Consider the following 16,903-nt stretch of genomic DNA (forward strand, 5'->3'; position numbering starts at 1 on the left):
CGAACATTACGGCCGTGAACAGGCCGTGGGGAGCGGGTGTTGGCGAAGGATTGTCACAAAATCGCGACGGATTCGACTCATTCCCGAGGGTCGAACGGGCGTGCACGACGGGGCAAGGACCGTTCGTCCACGGCCCGTTGCCCCGCGCGCCGCCCGGCCGACCTCGCTCGGCCGGTTCCGCTCAGCCGAACCCGCTCAGCCGGCCGGGCAGAAGACGTCCCGGGCCGGACGGTGGCCGGTGACCAGGTAGTCCGTCACCACCTCGTCGCCGCAGGCGTTCCCGTTGGCCCGGTACACGTCGTGGCCGCCCGAGTCCACCGTCACCATCCGCGCCCGGTCCCCGAACGCCGCACGCAGCTTGAGCGCGCCGGTGTACGGCGTCGCGGGGTCGCGCAGGTTCTGCGTGAGCAGCACGTTGGACGGGCCCCGGTCGGTGACCCGCACCGGCGGCTCGGCGGGCGCGAACGGCCAGAAGGCGCAGGGCATCACGTTCACCGGCAGGCCGGCGGTGAGCGGGCGGGCGGCGCGGTCGGCGGTCACGGCCTTGGCGTAGCCGGCCGGGTTGGCGGGCCACCGGACGTCGTTGCAGAGGGTCCCGACCGAGACGGCGATGGTGTTCTGCACCGCCGCCTCCGGCGGCACCACCGGGGCGGGCAGCGGACGGCGGCCGAGACCGGCCAGCATCAGCGCCGCGACGTCCGGGAAGCGGGCGTCCGCGTTCATGCCGTCCAGCAGGGTCTGGCGCAGCACGTTGCCGTTCAGCTCCGCCGGGTTGGCGCCCGGCCAGGGCAGCGGGGCCCGGTCGAGGCGGGCGGCGAGGTCGAGGAAGAGCGGGCGGACCTCCTCGGGGGTGTCCGCGACCCGGTCCGGGTTGTCCGGCGCGGACGCCCACCTCGCGAAGTCCGGGAAGCGGTCCTCGACGCCCCGGCCGTAGGCGTCCAGCCAGCCGCGCCCGACCCGCGACGGGTCCGGGTCGTCGTTGCTGTCCAGTACGACCCGGTCGGTCCGCTCCGGGAACATGGTGGTGTAGACGGCGCCCGCGTAGGTGCCGTACGAGACGCCCCAGAGCGAGAGGCGGCGCTCGCCGAGGGCGCGGCGGATGCCGTCGAGGTCGCGGGCCTCGTTGGCGGTGGAGATGCTGCGCAGCACCGGGCCGCCGTTGCGGGCACAGGTGTCGGCGATGCGGCGGGCGGTGGCCAGGTTCCCGTCGATCGAGCCGTCGGCGGCCGGCCAGGGACGCAGTTTGACCATCGACAGGTCGGCGGGGTCGAGGCCGCAGCTGACCGGGGTGGAGCGGCCGACGCCGCGCGGGTCGAAGCCGACCACGTCGTAGCGGTCCCGGACGGACTGGGGCAGGCGCCCGGCCATGCCGTGGACGAGGTCGAGGCTGGAACCTCCCGGTCCGCCGGGGACGGCCAGCAGGACGCCTCGGCGCCGGCCGGGCTCGGCGGCGCTGATCCGGGAGACGGCGAGGGTGACGCGGGCGCCGTCCGGATCGGCGTAGTCCAGCGGGACGGTGACCTCGGCGCACCGTTGGGGGCTGTCGGCCGGGGCGCCCGGACACGCGGCCCAGGCGAGGCCGTCCCGCCCGGGGTTCGCGCTCTCGGCCGCACCGGCGGGCAGGGCGCTCAGTGCGGTCACGGCCAGGGCGGCGGCCGCGGTGAACGCGGCGGTGGCGGTGCGGGTGGCTGTGGTGCGGGTGGGGGTGGCGTGGGTGGGCTTCGTAATGCCCAAGAGTCTGCTGGGGCACGGGACTTGGGACCATGCGGGCAGCGGGCCGGTCGGGGGTGGGGAAATCCCCCGGGCCGCCGGGGAGGGGGCGGAGACCGCTTCCGGCCGCGGTCTCCGGCCGCGCGGGGTGGGGGTGGTGGGAGCGGTACGGCGGGGTCCGGTCCGGCCCGGCTCAGAGGCCGAGCAGGCCCGGATCGGCGGCCAGGGCGCGCAGCGGCTCGCGCGGGTCGGCGACCAGCCTGCGCTCCGCCAGGTCGAGGATGCCGCCGACACCGGTGATCTCGGCCGCCAGCACGCCGTCCTCGCGGACCAGCCGCTGCACCACCTGGAAGGTCTTGCCGTCCCGCCAGGTGAACGAGCAGCTGACCGCCACCGAGTCGCCCGCGCGCAGCTCCCGCAGGTACTTGACCGTGGTCTCCAGGACCACCGGGCCGACCCCCTCGGCGACCAGGTCCGCCTGGCGGATCCCGGCCGCCCGGAGGTACTCCCAGCGGGCGTGCTCGGCGTACTGGAGGTAGACCGCCTGGTTCAGGTGCCCCTGGGAGTCCGTCTCGTACCCGCGGACGGTGATGTGCGTGGTGAAGTCCTGATCACTCATGCCCCGCACGGTACTCCGGGCCCCCGGGGCACCACCTCGTGTCCTCCGTCACCCGTCCCACCCGGATCACCCGGATCACCCGGACAGGACGGCCAGCAGCGGCGTGAGGGCGTCCGGCCGCCGGTCGACCGGCAGGTGCTCGACCGGGTGGAAGCCGCAGCCGAGCGCGGTCGCGCCGCCGTCGCAGGTCCGGTCGTCGCCGACCATCAGGACGTCCGCCGGGACGAGGCCGAGCCGCTCGCAGGCGGTCTCGAAGATCACCGGGTCGGGCTTCTGGGCGCCGACCTCGTACGACAGCACGTAGACGTCGACCAGCTCCTCCAGGCCGTACGCGCGGAAGACCGGCCGCAGGTCCCAGGCGATGTTGCTCACCACGGCGACCGGCACGCCCCGGCGGCGCAGCTCGCGCAGCACGGGGGCGGCGTCCGGGTACGGGCGCCAGCTCGCGGGCGCCAGGTGGGACTCGTAGAGGGCGTCCACGTCGATGGCCGCGGGCGGCTCGGCGGCGCGGGTCAGCGCGGTGTACGCGGTGCGATGCAGCTCGGGGGTCAAGTCGCGGGTGTCCCAGGCCTGCTGGACCTCCGGCGGGATGCGGCGCGGCGGCACACCGCCGGGCAGGGCGCCGAACTCCTCCAGCCGGGCTATCAGTTCGGCCTCCTCCCCGGCGGGCAGGGCGAGGCCGGTGGCGGCGAGGTGGGCCGCCAGCCACTCGGCGGTGGAGACGACCCTGAAGAGGGTGCCGGAGAAGTCGAACATCACAGCTTTGGTCATGGCCCGAGCCTAAGTCCTTCCGGATCAGGGCAGGGTGAGGATCCGCGGGCCGTCCTCGGTGATGGCGACGGTGTGCTCGATGTGGGCGGCCCGGGCGCCGTCGACGGTGCGCAGGGTCCAGCCGTCCGGGTCGGTGCGGTGGTCGTCGCGGCCGCCGGCCAGCAGCATCGGCTCGATCGCCAGCACCAGGCCGGGGCGCAGCGGGTAACCCCGGCCCGGGCGGCCCTCGTTGGGCACGTGCGGGTCCTCGTGCATCCGGCGGCCGATGCCGTGGCCGCCGTAGCCGTCCAGCAGGCCGTACCGGCCGGCGCGGGCGACGGCGCCGATGGCGTGGGCGATGTCGCCGGTGCGGTTGCCGACCACGGCGGCGGCGATGCCGGCCTCCAGGGCGCGCCGGGCGGTCTCGATCAGGGCGGTGTCCTCGGACCGGGCGGTGCCGACGGTGAAGCTGACCGCCGCGTCCCCGGCCCAGCCGTCCAGGAGGGCGCCGCAGTCGATGCTCACCAGGTCGCCGTCGCGCAGCCGGTAGCCGTCCGGGATGCCGTGCACCACGGCGTCGTTCACCGAGGCGCAGATGACGGCCGGGAACGGGACGGGTGCGAAGGCCGGACGGTAGCCGAGGAACGGCGAGGTGGCCCCGGCCGCCTTGAGCACGCCCCGCGCCACCTCGTCCAGCTCCAGCAGGCTCACTCCGACCGCCGCCTGCTCCCGGACGGCCGCCAGCGCGTCCGCCACCACCCGCCCGGCCTCACGCATCGCGGCCAGCCCGGCGTCCGACTTGAGTTCGACCATGGTGCTTCTCTCCCCTGGGTCCAATTCTTATACCGGTATTTGTATCACGGTCGCGGGGGTGGGACGCCCCAGGGCGGGAGGGCCTGGGCCTGTCTTCAAGCTCCCGTCGTCCGCCCGGAGGGCGGGCGGGGCGGCGTTGGGGTGCGTGCATCGCAAGGCGGAGGAGGGAGCCACTGCGGTGGGGGCACCTCCCGGCCGAAGGCTGGGGGCCATTGGCGACCGACGACAACGCGGCGAGGTGCGTGCCCCGGCGGCGCCCCGCAGACGGGAGCTTGAAGACAGGCCCTAGACTCGTCGGCATGGTGAGGACTCCGCTGACCCCGTGGGAGCGCGAGCGCGGCGAGCACTTCGGAGCGCTGCTGCGCGAGGCGCGCGGCGAGCGCAGCATGGTCGAGGTGGCGGCGGTGGCCGGCGTCTCGGCGGAGACGCTGCGGAAGATCGAGACCGGCCGCGCGCCGACGCCGTCCTTCTTCACCATCGCGGCGCTGGCCTTCGCGCTCGACCTGTCCCTGGACGAACTGGCGGCCGCGTGCGCCCCCTCGGAGGACGGCGAGGCGCTCTCCGCCTAGCCCACGCATGCCCGCCCGCGGCGGACCGACGAACGGCGGCGGCCCGCCCCGCGCGTGGTGCGCGGGGCGGGCCGTCGTCGTGGGCCAGGAGGTCAGCCGACCGAGCTGTTGTAGCTCTCGATCGCCGGCTGGAGCTCCTTGGCCGCGTCGGCCAGGGCCTGCTGGGCGGGCTTGGTGCCGGCGATGGTCTGCTCGATCGCGGTCTCCACGCCCTTGCGCGCCTGCGGCATCACGCCGAGCAGGCAGCCGGCCGTGGCCGGGGTCGGCTTGGTGGCCTTCAGCTGGTCGATCGCGGTCTGGAACTGCGGGTACTTGGCCACCCACTCCTTGTCCTTGGGGTCGTCCAGGGCCTTGGTGTTGACCGGGAAGTAGCCGGTGCCGGTGTGCCAGACGGCCTGCTGCTCGGGGGCGGAGACGAACTTCTCGAACTCCCAGGCGGCGCGCTTCTCGGCGTCGGAGTGGCCGGGGCCGCTGATCCACAGCGAGGCGCCGCCGATCACCGGGCCGCCCTGGTCGGCGGCGGTGACCTTCGGGAAGGCCGCGGTGCCGACGCCGAACTTCGCGGCCTCGGTGTAGCCGCGCAGCACGCCGGTGGACTCCAGGTGCATCGCGACCGTACCGGCCTTGAACGCGGCCTGGGCGTCGTCGGTGGTGCGGCCGGTGTTGGCCGCGTAGCCGCCCTTGACCAGGTCGGCCCACCACTGGACGATCTGGGCGCCCTGGGCGGAGTCGAAGACGACCTTGCCCGCCTTGTTGCCGCGGCCGTTGTCGTTGTCGCAGTACATGGTGCCGGACTCGGCGAGCAGCTGCTCGACGAACCAGCCGTAGATGGCGGCGCCGAAGCCGTACCGGACGGTCTTGCCGTCGCCGTCCTTCTTGGTCAGCTTCTTGGCCAGCTCGCCCAGCTCGGCCAGGTCCTTGGGGGCCTGGGCCGGGTCGAGGCCGGCCTCCTTGAAGGCGTCGGTGTTCAGGTAGAGCAGCGGCATCGAGGAGTTGAACGGCATCGCCTGGAGCTTGCCGCCGACCGAGTAGTAGTTGCGGATGTTGGCATCCAGGTCGTCCAGCGAGTAGCCGTCCTTGTCGGCGAAGGCCTGGGCCGGGACGGTCTGCTTGGAGTCGATCATGAACCGGGTGCCGATGTCGTAGACCTGCGCCAGGGCGGGGGTGCCCTTCTGCTGCACCGCGGCCTTGTACTTGGTGACCAGCTCGTCGTACTTGCCCTGGAACTGCGCCTTGACCTCGATCTTGCCCTGGTGGGCGGCGTTGAACTGGCCGACCAGCCCGTTCAGCACCTCGGCGTTCTTGCCGGTCATCGAGTGCCAGAACTCGACGCTGGTGACACCGGAGGCCTGGTCGAGCGCCTGGGCGCCGGGCGCGCCGGCGTCGGCGGAGCCGCCAGAGCCGGAACCGGAGCCGCTGGAGCTGCAGGCGGTCAGGGACAGGCCGGCCACCAGCAGGGCAGCGAGCGCGCGCGCACTCTTCTTCACGAGGGTTCTCTCTTTCGAGCGTTCGAGGAGGGGGGACACGGGAGGAGCGGGAGGGGCACGGTCAGCGGACCGCGCCCGCGGTGAGGCCGCGGACGATGAAGCGCTGGCCGAAGACCACCAGGGCGAGGGTGGGCAGCAGGGAGAGCACGACGCCGGCCAGGATCAGCCCGGGGTCGGCCATCTCGGCGTCGCGCAGCGAGGTGAGGCCGATCTGGAGGGTCTGCATGTTCGCCGTGCGGGTGATGATCAGCGGCCAGAAGTACTGGTTCCACGCCGACAGGAAGACGTAGATCGACAGCGCCGCGAGGGCCGGCTTGTTGAGCGGGACGACGATCCGCCACAGGAAGCGCCAGTGGCCGGCCCCGTCGATCCGGGCGGCGTCGCGCAGTTCGCCGGGCAGCTGGCGGAAGGCCTGGCGCAGCATGAAGGTACCGAAGCCGGAGGCCAGGAAGGGCAGCACCAGGCCGAAGTAGGTGTTGCCGAGCCCCCAGCCGGACAGCGTCAGGTAGTTGGGGATGATGATGGCCTCCCACGGGACCATCAGGGTGGCCAGGAACACCCCGAACACCACGGCGCGGGCCTTCATCGGCAGGAAGACGAAGGCGTACGCGGCGAGGACCGAGGTGAACAGCTGGGCGAGGGTGATGACGGTCGCCACGATCGCCGAGTTGGCGTACTGGCGGGCCAGCGGGATGGCGTCCACGGCGCCGGAGAAGTTCCGTCCGGTGACCGAGTGCGGCACCAGGGCCGGCGGGTAGGAGGAGAGCTCGGACGGGCCCATGAAGGCGCCGGCGACGGCGTAGTAGACCGGGAAGGCCACGGTGACGACGGCGACGGCGAGCAGCAGGTAGACGGCGGCGCGGCCGAGCAGGTCGCGCGCGGAGCGCCCGGCGAGGACGCGGGCGCGGGCGGGCGGCCGGGGCGCCCCGGCCTTCGGCTCGGCCTCGGTGGTGAGGGTGGTCATGCGTAGTGCACCTTCCGCTCCAGGACGCCGAACTGGACGGCCGTGCAGGCGAGGACGACCACGAGCAGCACCACGGCCTGGGCGCTCGCGGTGCCGAAGTCGCTGGAGCCGTAGGCGAAGGCCTTCTCGTAGACGGAGTAGACGAGGGTCCGGGTGGAGCCGTCCGGCCCGCCCTTGGTGAGGATGTGGATCTGGCCGAAGCTCTGGAGCGCGTGGACGGTGGAGACCACGGTCAGGAAGAACAGGTTCGGACCGAGCATCGGGACGGTGATCGAACGGGCCAGCCGCAGGCCGGAGGCGCCGTCGATGCGGGCCGCCTCCAGGATCTCCCCCGGGATCGAGCCGATGCCCGCGGAGAGCACCAGCACGTTGTAGCCGAGGTTCATCCAGACCGTGGTGACGGCCACCGAGAGCAGGGCGTACCGGGAGTCGGTCAGCCAGCCGATCGGGCCGAGGCCCACGTGCGAGAGCAGCCCGTTGAGCACCCCGCTGGCGGGGTTGAAGAACACCGCGAACACCACCGAGGCGCTGGCCACCGAGAACGCGAAGGGCAGCGCGAAGGCCGAGCGCAGCAGTCGCACGCCCCGGATCCGGTTCTCCAGGAGCAGCACCAGCACCAGCGCGCCGAGCACCCCGGGCACCACGGTGAGCAGGGTGAACAGTGCCGTGGTCGTGAGGGTGCGGACGAAGTCGGCCGAGGCGAAGAGGTCGGTGTAGTGCTTGAACCCGACGTAGCGGGAGGGCGCGCCGAAGAGGTCGTTGGCGTGCCCGCTGAGGTAGAGGGTCCGTCCCAGCGGGTAGCCGATGAAGAGGACGAAGACCACCAGGGAGGGCAGCAGGAAGGCCCAGGCCAGCCCGTGTTCTCCCCAGCGGCTTCGACGGGCCGGGAGGGGCCCGGTGTGCGGTGCGGTCGGCATGTGTCGCGCGTCCGCCTTTCGTGATGTCGGTTCCGGCCGAAACCGTGTCTTGCCCGAACGACGGCGCGGAAACCCCGCGGTGATCAACGGGTGTCGCGGGGATTACGCGTTCGCGTCAGATCCGGCCGGTCGTGCCCGGACGGGCGGCGAACCGGCGGCAGAGGGGCAGTTGGGCGGGCCACCGCGCTGTCGGAGGGGTGGCGTACGGTGCGCGGGTGGACGAAACGGAATTCGACATCCCGGCCGCAATGGCCGAAAGTGTGCGCTCCCGCGCGGGCGCCTGGGCACTCGTCAGGGGCTTCGCCGCGTACTGGGGCGAGCCGCTGGGGCCCGGCGACGGCTTCACGGACGCGGAGCTGGACGCCGCCGAGCGGCGGCTGGGCCTGCGGCTGCCGGTGGCGCTGCGCGAGGCGTACCGGCTGTTCGGCCGCCGGGCGGACCTGACCAGCAACCAGGACGTGCTGCTGACGCCGGACGAGCTGCACGTGCTGGACGGCGCCCTGGTGTTCCGGGCCGAGAACCAGGGCTGCGCGCACTGGGGCGTGCCGTTGGACGGCCTCGACCGGGAGGATCCGCCGACGGTGTTCCGGCTCGACCTGGCGGACAAGTCGCAGGAGCGGTGGGAGCCCTGGGACGAGCGCTTCTCGGCGACGGCCGCGGCGATGGCGCTGATGGAGAAGCTGCTGGAGGACCACGAGCTGACCGACTTCCTCGACTGGGACGAGGAACTGCCGGACGGTCTGGGCGAGTTGCCGGCGCTCGGCCGCCACTTCCGCTGGTACCAGGGCCCGGAGGTGCTGGTCGGGGTGGCCGAGGAGGCCTGGGTGGTGGTCCGGGCACGCACCCCGCAGGCGCTGGACGCGTTCTACGGGGTGGTGCCCGGGGAGTCGCCGGACGAGTAGCCCGGCGGGGATGACGCGATCGGACGGTCAGGCGGTCAGGCGGTCACGCGATCGGGCGGTCAGGCGGTCAGGCCGAGGAGCCGCCGTCCAGGACGAGGTCGCTGCCGACGGTGTAGCCCGCCTCGTCCGAGGCCAGGTACAGCACCGCGGCGGCCACCTCCTCCGTCGCCCCGGCCCGGCCGACCGGGACCTCGGCCTTCATCCGCCCGGCCTTGGTCGCGGCGTCCTCGCCCGGCCGGGAGGACATCGGGGTGTCCACCGCGCCGGGGCTGACGGTGTTGATCCGCACGCCCTCGCCGATGTGGTCGAGGGCGGCGGCCCTGGTCAGCACGGTGACCGCGGCCTTGCTGGCGGCGTAGGCCCCGACGCCCGCGAGCCGCTTGTGGGCGCCCAGGTTGGACGAGACGTTGACGATCGCGCCACCGCCGTGGGCCCGCATGTGGGCGATCTGCGGCTGCATGGCGAGCAGGGTGCCGGTGACGTTGATGCCGAACACCCGCTGCCACTCGGCCTCGTCGATGTCGGCGACCGGGCCGGCGGCACCGAACACCCCGGCGTTGTTGACGGCGACGTCCAGGCCGCCGAACAGCTCGACGGTCTCACCGACCAGCCGGGCGGCGTCCTGGGCGTTCGTCACGTCGCCGGTGAGCGCCGCGGCCTTGCCGCCGGCCCGCTCGATCAGCTCGACGGTCTCGGCGAGCGGTCCGGCGGTGCGGCCGGCGACCGCGACCCGGGCGCCCTCGCGGGCGAAGGCGAGCGCGATGGCCCGGCCGATGCCGCTGCCCGCACCGGTGACCAGGACGGACTTGTCGGCGAAACGCGTGCTCATGAGGTGAACTCCTTGATCCGGGTGGTGTGTTCGGGTGCGGTGGTGCTGGTGGTGCGGGTGGTAGGGGTGGCGCGGGACAGGACGGCGACCGCGACGGCGGTCAGCGCCAGCCCCGCGGCGGCCGCCGCGAAGGCCGCGGCGTAGCCGCCGACGACGCTCGGGCGGGTGGCGGCGAGCGCCATCAGAGCGGCCAGTCCGGCCGTGGGGCCGAGTTCCATCGCCGTGTTGAACACTCCGGCGGCCAGCCCGGTGCGCTCGGGCGGCACCCCGCCGGTGGCGAGCACGGCCGCCCCGGCGAAGGCCGCGGCGGCGCCGGCGGGCAGCAGGAGCAGTCCGGGCAGCAGGCCGGACGCGTAGCCGCTGCCGGGGGCGAGCCCGGCCAGCAGGCCGAGTCCGGCGGCCGCCACGGCGAGGCCGCCGGCGGTGACCGCCACCGGTCCGTACCGGACGGTCAGCGGGCCGGCCAGTCGGCCGGAGAGCAGCAGGACCACCGCGTACGGCACGAAGGCGGCGGAGGTGGCCGCGGCGCTCCAGCCGCGCAGCTGCTGGAGGTAGAGCGAGAGCAGGACGAAGGTGAGCGCGGTGCCGGCGGCGGTGGCCATGACGGCGGCGAGCGCGGTGGCGCGGCGCCGGTCGGCGAGGAAGCCGGGTGGCAGCAGCGGGTCGGCGGTGCGGCGCTCGACGGCGGCGAAGGCGAGCAGCAGGACGAGTCCGGCGGCCAGCGGGCCGTACGTCCCGGGGTTGCGCCAACCCTGCTCGGTGGAGGCCACCAGGGCGTAACTCGCCGCGCAGACACCGGCGGTGGCGAGGGCGGCGCCGGGCAGGTCGAGGGCCGGTCGGCGGACGGCGGGGGCATGACCAGGGGCTGCGGGCAGGGCGGCGGGCAGGGATCCGGAGCGGGCCAGCCCGGCCAGGGCGACCACGACGGGCACCGCGAACAGCCAGCGCCAGGAGACCGCGGCGGCGACCGCGCCCGAGACCACGCTGCCGACGGTGGCGCCGAGCACCGACAGGCCGCCCCAGGTGGCCATCGCCCGGCGGTAGGCGGCCGGTTCGGGGTGCAGCACCCGGACCACGGCGACCGCCGCCGGGGCGGTGAGGGCCGCGCCCGCGCCCTGCGCGAAGCGGCTCGCCAGCAGGACGGGGTAGCCGGGCGCGAGAGCGCAGGCGATCGAGGCGGCGGCGAGCAGCGCCAGGCCGGCGCGGAGCACCGGGCGCCCGCCGTGACGGTCGGTCAGCCGTCCGCCGAGCAGCAGCAGGGAGCTGAAGGAGAGGCCGTAGGCGGCGCTGAGCAGCAGCACCCCGGACGGGCCGAGCCCCAACTCCCGTGCCACCAGCGGCAGCGGCACGGTCAGGATCATGATCGTGAAGATCAGCACCGCCTGGACGACGCCGAGCAGCGCGAAGCCGTACCGGCCGGTAGCGATGACAGGCATGTAAAACCCTCCCCCCTATGTAGACCGTTCGGTCCAGTATGAGCCCAGCAGAAGACCCGGCCCGAGCCGACCGGGTGTCAGTCCAGCAGTGCCAGCGCCTGTTCGGCGGCGTCCCGCGCCAGGGGCGCGCCGTCGGCGGTCTTGCCCACCACCCGGATGCCCTGGAGCAGCACCACCAGCATCCTGGCGAGCGCCCGCGGGTCCCGCCCGGCGGGCAGCTCGCCCTGCGCGGCGGCCCGCGCCAGGGCGGCGGCGAGCAGCGTCTCCAGGCGGTCGAAGCTCGCCTCCACCCGGCGGGACGCGGCCGGGTCGTGCGGAGCCAGCTCCACCGCCGTGTTGGTGACGAAGCAGCCGAGCCGCCGCTCCCCCTCCTCCGCCGTCGCGTACTGGCGGACCAGCGCACGGACCGCCGGCAGCGCCGGGCCCGGCTGGGACAGGTCGTCCAGCCGCGCCGCGTCGCTCTGCTCGCAGTAGCGCTCCAGCGCCCGCAGGTACAGCTCGCGCTTGCTGCCGAAGGTCGCGTAGAGACTGGCCCGGGCGATGCCGAGCCGCTCGACCAGGTCGGCCATCGAGGTGGCCTCGTAGCCGCGCTGCCAGAACAGCTCCAGGGCCGCCTGCAGCGCCGCGTCCGGGTCGAATTCCTTCGTTCGCGCCATGCCGGGAACAGTAGCCCTTTCTGGATCGGTCGGTCAAGAAAGGGTGATCAGTGGTCCAGACCTGATCTCTGACGGAGCATTGCCAAGTGGACTAGACCATGGCTACCCTTACCGCTCCCACATCCACCTCCTTCCCCCACAGGAGGCGCTTCGCATGTCCACACCCCGTCCCGCCCACTCCCGGCAGACCGCCGACGCCGTCAGACCCGTCGTGCTGACGGCGTTCCGGATCGTCGTCGGCCTGCTCTTCGCCTGCCACGGCGCCGCCTCGCTGTTCGGCGTGCTCGGCGGCGCAAAGGGCGGCGGCACCGTCCCGCTCGGCCAGTGGCCCGGCTGGTGGGCCGCGCTGATCCAGCTGGTCGGCGGCGTCCTGGTGCTGCTCGGCGCCGGCACCAGGGTGGCCGCCCTGCTCTGCTCCGGCTCGATGGCCTACGCCTACTTCACCGTCCACCAGGAGCACGCCCTGCTGCCGCTTCAGAACGGGGGCGAGCCCTCGGTGCTGTTCTGCTGGGCCTTCCTGGCCATCGCGGCGCTCGGCTCCGGCCCGTACGCCGTGGACCGCCTGCTCACCCGCCGGCCCCTGGCGGCGTCGGCCGAACCGGCGGTCCGGCCGACGTCGGCGGTCTGACGCACCGCCCGGGGCCGGTCAACGGTCCGACGGACCGCCCGCTGCCAGGTGTCGCTCGACCGAGGCGACCTTGGCGGTGAGGCCGTCGGTGACCCCGGCCCGGTCGTCGATCTTGATGACCGTGCTCACCCGGTTGCCGTACGCCTTCACTGCCTCGATCGCCGCCCTGATCACCGGCATCACCTCGTCCCACTCCCCCTCGATGCTGGTGAACATCGCGTCCGTGCGGTTCGGGAGACCGCTCTCCCGGACCACCCGGACGGCGGCGGCCACCGCCTCCCCCACGTCCTCGCCGATCCCCAGCGGGGTCACCGAAAAGGCTGCGATCACGACTCTGCGCTCCTTGTGGTCGACGGCACCGGTCACGGCCCGGGCCTGCGCCCGGACCGCGACCAGGCTAGACGTCCCGTGACCGGGCCGGACGTCAGGCGACGCTGGGCAGCGGCGGTTCGACGGCCAGCGGGGCGGTGGAGCGGGCCCGGTGCTGGTCGGCCCAGTAGACCAGCGCCACCGTGCAGGCGTGGTCCAGGTGGCGCAGCCCGGACCAGTCCAGTTCCACCGGCCGGTCCCCCGGCAGCCGTTCCAGGGTGTCCAGCAGCCGGGGCAGCCGCAGGAAGGTGGCGTTGCCGCTCAGCCGCACCCGGTGCAGCGGCTGCCCGGCCGGCTGCTCCTGCTCCTCCACCGCGATGTGCAGGTGCGAGGTCTGCCAGGCCGACTTGGCCACCGCCAGGCCGACGCCGATCAGCACCCCCTCGAACAGGTCGGTGGCGATGATCGCGACGGTCGTGACCACCAGCACCACCGCCTCGCCCAGGTGCCCGCGGCAGAGCGCGACGATCCGGCGCACCGGCACCAGCTTGGCGCCGGCGTGCACCAGGACGGCGGCCAGCGCGGTGAGCGGGACGAGCCCGAGCGCGCCGGGCAGCAGCGCGGTGAACACCAGCAGCCAGCCGCCGTGCAGGACCCGCGAGGCCTTGGTGCGCGCGCCGGCCTGGACGTTGGTCGCGCTGCGCACGATCACCGCGGTCATCGGCAGCGCGCCGAGCAGTCCGCAGACGGTGTTGCCGATGCCCTGCGCCGTGAGCTCGCGGTCGTAGTCGGTGCGCGGGCCGTGGTGCATCCGGTCGACGGCGGCGGCGCTGAACAGCGTCTCGGCGGAGGCGATCAGGGTGAAGGCGACGACCGTGCCGATCCCGGCGGGGCCGGCCAGGGCGGTCAGGGCGTCGCGCCCGGGCAGGTGCACCACGTCGAGCAGCCCGGCCACGTGGACGCGGGCCACCGGCAGGTCGGCGGCCGCGGTGACGGCGGCGGCCAGGCCGACGGCGGCCAGCGGGGCGGGGACGGCGCGGGCGGCCCGCTCCGGCAGGTACTTCCAGGCGACCAGGACCAGCAGGGTGCCGAGGCCGAGGGCGACGGCGCCCGGGTTGGCCGCGGCGGTCAGCACGTCGCCCAGCAGGTCGGGCAGTCCGGCGATCTTCTCGGGCCCGGTGGCGGGGGCGCGGCGGTCGGCGAGCGCGTAGAGCTGGCCGAACACCAGGGTCAGTCCGATGCCGGCCAGCATGCCGTGCACCACCGAGGCGGACATCGCCCGGAACCAGCGGCCGAGCCGCAGGGCGCCCATCGCCAGCTGGAGCAGGCCGGTGCCGAGCACCAGCAGGCCGAGCGCGCCGACGCCGAAGCGGTGGACGGCGTCGGCGACCAGGACGGTCAGTCCGGCGGCGGGCCCGCTGACCTGGAGGCTGCTGCCGGGCAGCAGGCCGGCCACCAGGCCGCCGACGATGCCGGTGACCAGCCCGAGTTCGGCCGGGACGCCGGAGGCGACGGCCACGCCGACGCAGAGCGGGAGGGCGACCAGGAACACCACCAGCGAGGCCGGCAGGTCGTGGCGCCAGGGGACGGCGCGCAGGACGGCGGCCGGGGTGCGGGGCCGGCCCGGCGGGCCGTGCTTGCGGAGGCGGCCCGGCGGGCTGTCGCTCCGGTGGGGCGGCGGGTTCACCCGGTCACCGCCAGGGACCGGGCAGGGGTGCAGCAGCGCATGGGGACGTTCCTTCCGCGCGTCCGCCGCAGCGGGCGCGCCGTTGCAAGGGCGGGGAGCAGGAGGAGGAGCGGGGAACGGGAGGGCAGGGGAAACAGCGGCGACAGCGGTACGGCCGCGGGTCCGGGCGGACCAGAGCGCGGCGGCGGGTGTCGGGTCGGTGCGGCCGGGGGGTGCGTCCCTCGCTCGGGTGCGGCGGACCGGGCGCGCTGGTCCTGGACGGGGCCACCGGCGGAGTTCCCCCGCTCCGCGGTGCTCCCGAAACCCCCCTGCCGCGGCCTCAGTTGGACGTCACGGGCCCGGCGTGGCACCGACGGTACCCAGCCCGTCGGGGCGGGCCCACAGCAGGCACCGTCCCTTCACCGCCACTGCACACCGGCCGCTCTTCCCGGCGCGGAGCGTCCGCTTCCCCGGGTACACCAGCGCGATCGCCGTCCTGGCGTGCGAATCCCCGCCGCCCGACGGTCCGCCCACCGCCTTCCACATTCTGTTGAAGTCCCCTTGACGCCCCGACGAGCCCCGCCCTACCGTGTTTCCACATACAGAAACCGTTCTTCCGTATGGTGGAATTCAGGAGATGAGCCCTCCGAGCCACTGCGGGCCGACGCAGGAGAGATCCGATGCCTCGTATGACAGCCGCCCGCGCGGCCGTGGAGATCCTCAAGCTCGAAGGCGTTGAGGTCGCGTTCGGCGTGCCGGGCGCGGCCATCAACCCGTTCTACGCCGCGCTCAAGGCCGCCGGCGGGATCGGGCACACGCTGGCCCGGCACGTCGAGGGCGCCTCCCACATGGCCGAGGGCTACACCCGCGCCAGGGCCGGCAACATCGGGGTCTGCGTCGGCACCTCGGGGCCGGCCGGCACCGACATGATCACCGGCCTGTACTCGGCGATCGCCGACTCCGTCCCGATCCTCTGCATCACCGGCCAGGCGCCCGTCGCCCGGCTGCACAAGGAGGACTTCCAGGCCGTCGACATCGCCTCGATCGCGGGGCCCGTCACCAAGGCCGCCACCACCGTGCTGGAGGCCGCGCAGGTCCCCGGCGTGTTCCAGCAGGCCTTCCACCTGATGCGCTCCGGGCGCCCCGGCCCGGTCCTGATCGACCTGCCGATCGACGTCCAGCTGACCGAGATCGACTTCGACCCGGAGGCCTACCAGCCGCTGCCGGTCTACAAGCCGGCCGCCAACCGCGTCCAGATCGAGAAGGCGGTCGCGCTGCTCCAGCGGTCCGAGCGCCCGCTGATCGTCGCGGGCGGCGGCGTCATCAACGCCGACGCCGCCGAGCTGCTGCGGGAGTTCGCCGAACTCACCGGCGTCCCGGTGGTCCCCACCCTGATGGGCTGGGGCGTCATCCCGGACGACCACGCGCTCAACGCCGGCCTGGTCGGCCTCCAGACCTCGCACCGCTACGGCAACGAGACCTTCCTCGCCTCCGACTTCGTCCTCGGCATCGGCAACCGCTGGGCCAACCGCCACACCGGCGGCCTGGACGTCTACACCGCGGGCCGCACCTTCGTCCACGTCGACGTCGAGCCCACCCAGCTCGGCCGGATCTTCGCCCCGGACCTCGGCATCGCCTCCGACGCCGGGGCCGCGCTGGAGCTGTTCGTCGAGGTGGCGCGCGAACTGCGGGACGCCGACGCGCTCAAGGACCGCACCGCCTGGGCCGCCGCCGCCCAGGAGCGCAGGGCCCGGCTCCAGCGCCGCACCCACTTCGACGACGTGCCGCTCAAGCCGCAGCGCGTGTACGAGGAGATGAACCGGGCGTTCGGCCCGGAGACCCGCTACGTCACCACCATCGGCCTCTCCCAGATCGCCGGCGCGCAGCTGCTGCACGTCTACCGGCCGCGGCACTGGATCAACTGCGGCCAGGCCGGCCCGCTCGGCTGGACCATCCCGGCCGCGCTGGGCGTCGCCACCGCCGCCCCGGGAGGGCAGGTGGTCGCGCTCTCCGGCGACTACGACTTCCAGTTCATGATCGAGGAGCTGGCGGTCGGCGCCCAGCACCGCATCCCGTACGTCCACGTGCTGGTGAACAACTCCTACCTGGGCCTGATCCGCCAGGCGCAGCGCGCCTTCGACATCGACTACCAGGTCAACCTGGAGTTCGAGAACGTCAACGCGCCGGAGCTGGGCGTCTACGGCGTGGACCATGTCAAGGTCGTCGAGGGCCTGGGCTGCAAGGCGATCCGGGTCACCGAGCCGGAGGGCCTGCTGCCCGCCTTCGAGGAGGCCAAGAAGCTGGCCGCCGAGTTCCGCGTCCCGGTCGTGGTCGAGGCGATCCTGGAGCGGGTCACCAACATCTCGATGGCCGCCGCCGACATCGACAAGGTCAACGAGTTCGAGGAGTTGGCCACCCTCCCCGAGCACGCGCCGACGGCGATCAGGCCGCTGGTGCCGTAACGCGGCGCACGCACCGGTCGCGCACGCCGGTCGCACGCACCGGCCGTACGCGCCGGTCGTCCGCGCCGGGCGGGTGGGGGCGGGCGAGCCGCTCCGCACGCCCCCACCCGCCCCCGCGCCCGGAACATCGGCACGCCGACCGCAGTTGACCAGGTGACGGCCGCTACCGTGGCCCACGAAGAGGCC

Annotated in this window: 16 protein-coding genes; 4 read left to right on the top strand and 12 right to left on the bottom strand. The window is 74.0% G+C overall.

Going from position 1 to position 16,903, the window contains the following annotated elements; genetic code table 11:
• Window positions 1–195: 195 nt before the first annotated feature.
• The 4 genes from ACFCY1_RS16555 to map form a co-directional block, all read right to left on the bottom strand.
• The gene (locus tag ACFCY1_RS16555; RefSeq protein ID WP_375875029.1) at window positions 196–1,728 is read right to left on the bottom strand and encodes an alpha/beta hydrolase; all 1,533 of its coding nucleotides are present in this window, start codon (window positions 1,726–1,728) and stop codon (window positions 196–198) included.
• Between the two features lie 175 nt (window positions 1,729–1,903).
• The gene (locus ACFCY1_RS16560; RefSeq protein WP_375875008.1) at window positions 1,904–2,329 is read right to left on the bottom strand and encodes an acyl-CoA thioesterase; all 426 of its coding nucleotides are present in this window, start codon (window positions 2,327–2,329) and stop codon (window positions 1,904–1,906) included.
• Window positions 2,330–2,404: 75 nt separating this feature from the next.
• On the bottom strand, window positions 2,405–3,100 hold the full coding sequence (locus tag ACFCY1_RS16565) for an HAD-IA family hydrolase (RefSeq protein WP_375875009.1): 696 nt from the start codon (window positions 3,098–3,100) through the stop codon (window positions 2,405–2,407).
• 24 nt (window positions 3,101–3,124) lie between these two features.
• Entirely contained in the window at window positions 3,125–3,892 is a 768-nt protein-coding gene (gene map, locus ACFCY1_RS16570; protein ID WP_375875010.1) for a type I methionyl aminopeptidase, read from the bottom strand.
• 299 nt (window positions 3,893–4,191) lie between these two features.
• Here map and ACFCY1_RS16575 point away from each other — a divergent pair, with 299 nt between their 5' ends.
• The gene (locus ACFCY1_RS16575; RefSeq protein ID WP_049655616.1) at window positions 4,192–4,461 is read left to right on the top strand and encodes a helix-turn-helix domain-containing protein; all 270 of its coding nucleotides are present in this window, start codon (window positions 4,192–4,194) and stop codon (window positions 4,459–4,461) included.
• Window positions 4,462–4,553: 92 nt separating this feature from the next.
• Here ACFCY1_RS16575 and ACFCY1_RS16580 read toward each other — a convergent pair whose 3' ends face one another.
• From ACFCY1_RS16580 to ACFCY1_RS16590, 3 genes are all read right to left on the bottom strand, one after another.
• Complete coding sequence (locus ACFCY1_RS16580) at window positions 4,554–5,948, bottom strand: ABC transporter substrate-binding protein (protein WP_053112245.1); 1,395 nt, start codon at window positions 5,946–5,948, stop codon at window positions 4,554–4,556.
• A gap of 61 nt (window positions 5,949–6,009) precedes the next feature.
• Window positions 6,010–6,912, bottom strand: coding sequence for a carbohydrate ABC transporter permease (locus tag ACFCY1_RS16585; RefSeq protein WP_082345967.1), 903 nt, complete (start codon window positions 6,910–6,912; stop codon window positions 6,010–6,012).
• Complete coding sequence (locus ACFCY1_RS16590) at window positions 6,909–7,829, bottom strand: carbohydrate ABC transporter permease (protein WP_049655615.1); 921 nt, start codon at window positions 7,827–7,829, stop codon at window positions 6,909–6,911. The genes ACFCY1_RS16585 and ACFCY1_RS16590 overlap by 4 nt, the downstream gene beginning before the upstream one ends.
• Window positions 7,830–8,044: 215 nt before the next feature.
• On the opposite strand from ACFCY1_RS16590, the gene ACFCY1_RS16595 reads away from it, so the two are divergent.
• Window positions 8,045–8,731, top strand: a complete 687-nt coding sequence (locus ACFCY1_RS16595) for an SMI1/KNR4 family protein (RefSeq protein ID WP_375875011.1) — start codon at window positions 8,045–8,047, stop codon at window positions 8,729–8,731.
• A gap of 67 nt (window positions 8,732–8,798) precedes the next feature.
• On the opposite strand, the gene ACFCY1_RS16600 is transcribed toward ACFCY1_RS16595, so the two are convergent.
• From ACFCY1_RS16600 to ACFCY1_RS16610, 3 genes are all read right to left on the bottom strand, one after another.
• Window positions 8,799–9,560: an SDR family NAD(P)-dependent oxidoreductase gene (locus ACFCY1_RS16600; protein ID WP_375875012.1), complete on the bottom strand. Its 762-nt coding sequence runs from the start codon at window positions 9,558–9,560 to the stop codon at window positions 8,799–8,801.
• Complete coding sequence (locus tag ACFCY1_RS16605) at window positions 9,557–10,996, bottom strand: MFS transporter (RefSeq protein ID WP_375875013.1); 1,440 nt, start codon at window positions 10,994–10,996, stop codon at window positions 9,557–9,559. Before ACFCY1_RS16605 ends, ACFCY1_RS16600 begins: the two co-directional genes overlap by 4 nt.
• A gap of 77 nt (window positions 10,997–11,073) precedes the next feature.
• Window positions 11,074–11,652, bottom strand: coding sequence for a TetR/AcrR family transcriptional regulator (locus ACFCY1_RS16610; protein ID WP_375875014.1), 579 nt, complete (start codon window positions 11,650–11,652; stop codon window positions 11,074–11,076).
• Window positions 11,653–11,806: 154 nt separating this feature from the next.
• Between ACFCY1_RS16610 and ACFCY1_RS16615 the strand changes: the two genes are divergently transcribed.
• Window positions 11,807–12,280 carry a DoxX family protein gene (locus ACFCY1_RS16615; RefSeq protein ID WP_049652696.1) on the top strand — a complete coding sequence of 158 codons (474 nt, stop codon included), beginning with the start codon at window positions 11,807–11,809 and terminating at the stop codon, window positions 12,278–12,280.
• A gap of 18 nt (window positions 12,281–12,298) precedes the next feature.
• Here the strand turns inward: ACFCY1_RS16615 and ACFCY1_RS16620 are convergent, their stop codons facing one another.
• On the bottom strand, window positions 12,299–12,610 hold the full coding sequence (locus ACFCY1_RS16620; RefSeq protein WP_375875015.1) for an MTH1187 family thiamine-binding protein: 312 nt from the start codon (window positions 12,608–12,610) through the stop codon (window positions 12,299–12,301).
• Between the two features lie 94 nt (window positions 12,611–12,704).
• Window positions 12,705–14,186 carry a SulP family inorganic anion transporter gene (locus ACFCY1_RS16625; protein WP_375875030.1) on the bottom strand — a complete coding sequence of 494 codons (1,482 nt, stop codon included), beginning with the start codon at window positions 14,184–14,186 and terminating at the stop codon, window positions 12,705–12,707.
• A 749-nt stretch (window positions 14,187–14,935) separates the two neighbouring features.
• Here ACFCY1_RS16625 and gcl point away from each other — a divergent pair.
• Window positions 14,936–16,717 (top strand): glyoxylate carboligase, encoded by a 1,782-nt coding sequence (gcl, locus tag ACFCY1_RS16630; protein ID WP_375875016.1) that lies wholly within the window; start codon window positions 14,936–14,938, stop codon window positions 16,715–16,717.
• Window positions 16,718–16,903: the final 186 nt, after the last annotated feature.

This window comes from Kitasatospora sp. NPDC056273, from assembly GCF_042268845.1.
Lineage (GTDB): Bacteria > Actinomycetota > Actinomycetes > Streptomycetales > Streptomycetaceae > Kitasatospora.